This is a genomic window from Gemmatimonadota bacterium, assembly GCA_026706345.1.
GTDB lineage: Bacteria > JAAXHH01 > JAAXHH01 > JAAXHH01 > JAAXHH01 > JAAXHH01.
Map to the genome: position 1 here is coordinate 1 of JAPOYX010000040.1, position 5,220 is coordinate 5,220.

At 60.4% G+C, this 5,220-nt stretch carries 4 protein-coding genes; all 4 read right to left on the minus strand.

Features of this window, described 5'->3' with window-relative positions; translation table 11 throughout:
• Positions 1 to 111: 111 nt before the first annotated feature.
• Positions 112 to 1,671 (minus strand): hypothetical protein, encoded by a 1,560-nt coding sequence (locus OXG98_04135; protein ID MCY3771192.1) that lies wholly within the window; start codon positions 1,669 to 1,671, stop codon positions 112 to 114.
• A gap of 841 nt (positions 1,672 to 2,512) precedes the next feature.
• Positions 2,513 to 3,499 (minus strand): sialidase family protein, encoded by a 987-nt coding sequence (locus OXG98_04140; GenBank protein MCY3771193.1) that lies wholly within the window; start codon positions 3,497 to 3,499, stop codon positions 2,513 to 2,515.
• 228 nt (positions 3,500 to 3,727) lie between these two features.
• On the minus strand, positions 3,728 to 4,228 hold the full coding sequence (locus OXG98_04145; GenBank protein MCY3771194.1) for an NAD-binding protein: 501 nt from the start codon (positions 4,226 to 4,228) through the stop codon (positions 3,728 to 3,730).
• Between the two features lie 165 nt (positions 4,229 to 4,393).
• A partial coding sequence (nhaA, locus tag OXG98_04150) for a Na+/H+ antiporter NhaA (GenBank protein ID MCY3771195.1) occupies positions 4,394 to 5,220 on the minus strand: 827 nt, incomplete at its 5' end.

Sequence of the window (5,220 nt, forward strand, 5' to 3'; positions counted from 1 at the left end):
TGCCTACCGAATCTGGCGCGTACAAGCCGTCGGGCAGCCAGGAGATCCGTAGTATCGACATCGGCGTCAGGCCGGCGAATCGATCTCGTTAAGGCGTCCGTTATCAATAACCTATCGCTCTCGAGCACCCAGTGATTGTCCGGCCGTTTCGGCCAATCTTTGCCCCGTCACATCCCACAACGGGGTCCAGAACAGCTTCCCGATCGCAAAAGCTACGGCAGTCAAGAAGAACGCCGACAGCCCCTGATGCCAATAGTACCGCCAAGCCACTCCGGACACTTCCTCAAAAACGGCATAACACAGCATATGCCCAAATGTAATGATCGCAGTTCCAACAGCGATGGCACTATCTTGCGGGGTGGACCGCACCCACCGGCTCGCAAAAACCATCCCGAGTATCGCGAAACCCGGGATCAGCGAATGCGAAAAGGCGTACACGACCTCGGAGCTCCCGGCGAACTCCTGGAAATCCCCAATCAAGTTCTCGTTTCCTACCAGCTGCCCCAACTTAAACTCGGCTCGCTGGAGCAGGACATACGCAAAATTCACCACGATGGACAAGAGAGACACGGCGGCAAACACGACCGAAAGTCTTTGGACGATCGTCTCTTGGACATTTTCTGTACGTTTTGCCAAGAACAGCAAGCCAATGAACAGCGGGATGACCGAAGCCAAGACCATCAGTAGCATCGTTCCCAGCAAAGCACTCATCTTTTCGTACTGGGGCCAGACTACGCCCAAATCCCTAAATTCGGCATGCGCCATGGGCACTAACCCTGCGTAAACTCCGCATGCGATGGCAAAAATCACTACGGTTGCCAGTCCATGAAACCACCTTAACCTCAGTATCGGTTTTGCAAACGAAATTGCCTCGAGTTCGCCCGGCTCACGCAGTTTCTCCAATGTCGTTTTGTCCATCACGTCATACAAATATTGGTCTACAACTTCAAGGAGCGCGTCCCTAAGACCTTTGAAAGGAATATCTTGTCTGGCCAGATGCAGCAACTGGAAAGACAAGCGCTGTTCATTACTGCTGTTCTCTAGCTCCTCTGCTAACACCAGTTTCTTTTTTTGTCGCTCTTCCACCGTGTTTACAATGTCTTCGTATGCCTGCTTGCTCAGAAGTTCATTGGCGATTGTTCGCGCCAGGTCCTCAGCCCTGTGCGCAAGGCCCGCCACAGACACTACTCCTTTCTCTATATTACGGAACAAGAATCTTATTTGAGCTCCAAACACCAGAAACGAAATAAGCAAAATTACAAACGGAAACAAGGCAGGGGGTGCATACACCAACACATCGTCCAGCAACTCAGATACATCGGTGCCTTCAGTTGCCAATTGCAGAAGGGCTTTAATTAAGGCCAGGCCAAACGTTTCCGGTTTGATGGCAATAACAAAGAATACGAAGCTGAGTGGAATCGCGGTAGCAACGGCACAGACATTTCGTTGCCATTTCTCGACGATCTCGTGCAAGTAGAAGAAACTAGCGAGACTTCCGGGAACCCTGGTCTTCCCCGCGGTCCCGAAGGCTCGATATTGGATGCCGCCAACTATTGCCAAGCAGATGACGACTGCCCCCCATAACAACAATTCTTCGGTTAGAGTTAGTTCTTGGACTACTAGAGCTACTTCTTGGGCTGCAGGTGTTGGCTCTTGGGCTGTATCCGGCATTTTGCGCGATCCCTCCGCCATTGGTCCTAAATTGACTCAAACGCGACATCCCGCGAAGTCCCCCCGGATTCGAGTTGCAGCGCACAGAGGCGCCGGATTCGCCGGGTCATCTATTGCGCGTTCGCCACGCCCGCTTAGGGACCGATCTCTAAACGTTCATCTCAGGTAGGTGCTTCCAGTGCTGAAGACATCGACGCGCTCCATGGCCGAGACCTGCTGAACTCGAAGCGGAAATCACACAGCCCCGGATCTTGCAGGGGTGTCAGTGGCTCGGCATTACCGGCAACGGTTGTTCGGGCAGGGGTTCGCCGATACTTCCGTGGCGGTGGTGGTTGCGACCGCCACAGTCATCGTCGATGCGATGAAAATGGCCAAAGCCACACAGCGGACCAAATCTGTCAACGTGCGCATTACGTCCCTCCGTCAATGGTGGGTTGCTATGAATTGACGACGGTAACCGGAAATCGTAAATAAATGAATACCTTATTTGGTGTATGACTAGTTTGCGAAACCTTATACCGCTGGATATATGGAATATGATTCGGGACCAAAAAACCTTATGACGAACGAGGTCGGGTATATGTACGTTTTGGGGCAGCGGCCCGGCCTCCCCCCCCTGCCGCTGGATTGCCGGGCACCATGATCCCTAGGCGGCTCCGCTCGATGGCTCGCATGCTGGCCTGTTGCCGGAATGGAATGACGCGCCATTCCCTTGTAAGGAGTGACAATCCGGGTCACCCTAGCGCGATCGCCTGCACCTGCACTTGACCGAGCAACTCCCCGACAATTGCGAGGCTCTTGAGATCGCGCGTAAGTCCGATCTTGACGAGTCGCGAAGCTGTCAGGCCGCCGCCGCAAGGGAAAGTACGGTCGGCATACCCTCGCCGCACAGTTCCCACCCGGCCCTGTCGCTGACGCGCCATACCTCCCCGGTATCCGTGCCGACCAGCACGCCGCCCCGCGCCTTCGGGTCCACCGTCAAACCATGGAAGTTGGCGGCACTCGGGGAATGGGCCTCGTCGCACAGCGAGCGCCACGACTCGCCGCCGTCCTCGGACCGGAACAGCATTGCCTGCGCGCCGTGCTCCTCGCGACAGTTCGAAAATGCTGAGGGCGCGCTTGCGACGGTCAGCCCGTACGGCGCGCGATGATCGATGCACATCGGCCGGGAGTAGCGCGGCGTAATGCCCTTCCACGCGTACGTCCATGTGCGGCCGCCATCGTCGGATCGAAATACCCCGGCGTTGCCTTCCACCATCTCCGCTACCCCGTCCAAGCGTCCGTACCCGGTGGACGCGTACAGGGTGTCTGGCTCCGCCGGGTGCGCGAACAGCATGTGCAGGTCCGGGTTGTCGCCGGGCAGGACTACGGACCAGGTCTCGCCGGAATCCTCGGACAGGGCCAGGCCGCCCACTTCGACGCCGGCCAGAATGCGCGTACCGTCAACGACCAGAGCGCGCGCTCGTGCCGCGACCGGCGGATTCATGGGAATCTGCCATCCTCCGGCATCTGCCAACTGCGCGAGGCCCACGACCTCCGTCCAGGTGGCCCCATGATCGTCGCTCCGGAACAGCCCCGTGGGCGCCGTCCCCGCGTAGAGTGTCCCGCGACCGTCGGAGCGGACCTGCCACACTTCCCTGCCCTGGAGACCCGACGGTGCCCACGTCCGGCCCGAGTCATTCGACACGTACAGGCCGTCGTCCGTGCCGGCAAAGCATGATCCGTCGATACGAACGAGTTCGCGGACGTCGCGGCTTTGAAGAACCTGCTTGGCAGCCCCCTCCGCCACGATAAAGACGCCTTCGCTGGTCCCTGCGCAAATTTCCATGATGCTTCGCTCCCCGGCCGCTGGACGGTAGGTCAATACCGACCCGCCCGGGCCGTCTTGAATTGCAGAGCAATCCCGCGCCCCATGATGCCGACACCTGTGGAAGCTTCCAAGAAACGGCAACCGATGGCACAGAATTCACGATGAGCGAGTCGACGCGGTCGATCCCGTCTGAACGAGACATTGCCAGCTCGAGGGGCGCGTCCTCGGGGCCTGGTCGTTTCCCATTTACGGTCTCAAGGAAGATTCCGGATACCGCCGCCGGACCGCTGGCGACATGTGCTCGCTGCGAGGGATGGGGCTAGAGAGCAAGTCGCCGAGCTGCAGGGTGAAGAAGCTCGTCTCGCCCAGTTGTGAGGAGTGTGCGGGGAACCGAACCCCGGGTACTCCCTGCCCCGGTCGGGTGAACTGCACGCGACCGATCAGGGTTGCGATAATCGGGTGGTAGCGCGCACCGAGCCCGCCCTCGATGGCTTCGTTGAACAGCGCCTTCACCAGATCTGCGCCCGCGGCGTCGATCCCGACCTCCGCCGCAAGCTCAAGCGCATAGTCGAGGTCCTTCATCGCGTAGGTCACGGGGAACACGCTCTCCGGATAGTAATCCGGGAGCATCGCCTTCATGCCGCGGTAGCAGAGCGTGAAGCTGTCGCCCGAACTCCGGCCCACCGCCTCCAGAAAGGTCTCGGGCGCGCTGCCCTTGCGGCGCGCAATCGCAGGCGCCTTGACCAGCGCGCGGACGGAGGAAGGTCAGCCGTCACCAGGTGACAGCGGCCGCGCTGATCCTCCACCACGCCACCACCGACCGGTAGCCGTCGCCCCTTGCAGCCGCCAGCACTCCCGCACGAGGATCCGGGCCAGTCTCGGTACGGACTCGGGGGCACCTGCTCCTTGACGTCAACGAAGCTCGCTTTCACGTCCGTCTGCACCGGTACCAGCCCCGTGGTTGCCCCCTCTCGGTGGCCCAAGACTCCAGCGCAGTACCAGCCAGGCCGCGACCGCGGAAGCGCCCGACCCAATCAGGATCCCCAGCCTGTCGCCCGCAAAGTACGCCCCGCTTCCGTGCTCGAAGGCCAGCCCGGCGATGAACAGACTCATCGTGAACCCGATGCCGCACGCCCACGCGACGCCAAGGATCTGCCCCCAGGTCACGCCCCGCGGGAGGGTCACCACCTTCAACAGCACGCCGAGGCCAACGAACAAGACGATGCCGATCGGCTTGCCGAGGAAGAGCCCGGCTGCAATGCCGAACGTCACGGGATGGAGCACGTCCTCAAGGCCGACCCCGCCCAGCGCCAATCCTGCGTTGACAAAGGCGAACACCGGCAGGATCGCGTACGCGACCGGTGCATGCAGGTCGTGCTCCAGCTCCTTCAGCGGTGATCGTCCCTCCGAGGCCCGCAGGGGAACGCAGAAGGCAATCAGCACCCCGGCAAGCGTCGCGTGGACGCCGGACTTCAGCATGGCAACCCACAGTACGACCCCGACGAGCACGTAGGCGGTCGTGCGCGTCACGCGGAGCCGGTTCAGGGAGACGCCGACACCCAGCGCGACGACGCCCACGAGCAACGCCTCCAGGGACAAGTCCGCCGAGTAGAAGACCGCGATGATCGCGATCGCCGCGAGATCGTCGAAGATGGCGAGCGACAGCAGGAACACCATGAGGGCAGTCGGCACCCGCCGCCCGAACACACCGACCAGGGCCAGCGCAAAGGCGATGTCCG

What these genes read in the sequence shown, in the direction of transcription:
- OXG98_04135 (MCY3771192.1), bottom strand. Translation starts at nt 1,671, where the DNA reads ATGCCGGATACAGCCCAAGAGCCAACACCTGCAGCCCAAGAAGTAGCT.
- OXG98_04140 (MCY3771193.1), bottom strand. Translation starts at nt 3,499, where the DNA reads ATGGAAATTTGCGCAGGGACCAGCGAAGGCGTCTTTATCGTGGCGGAG.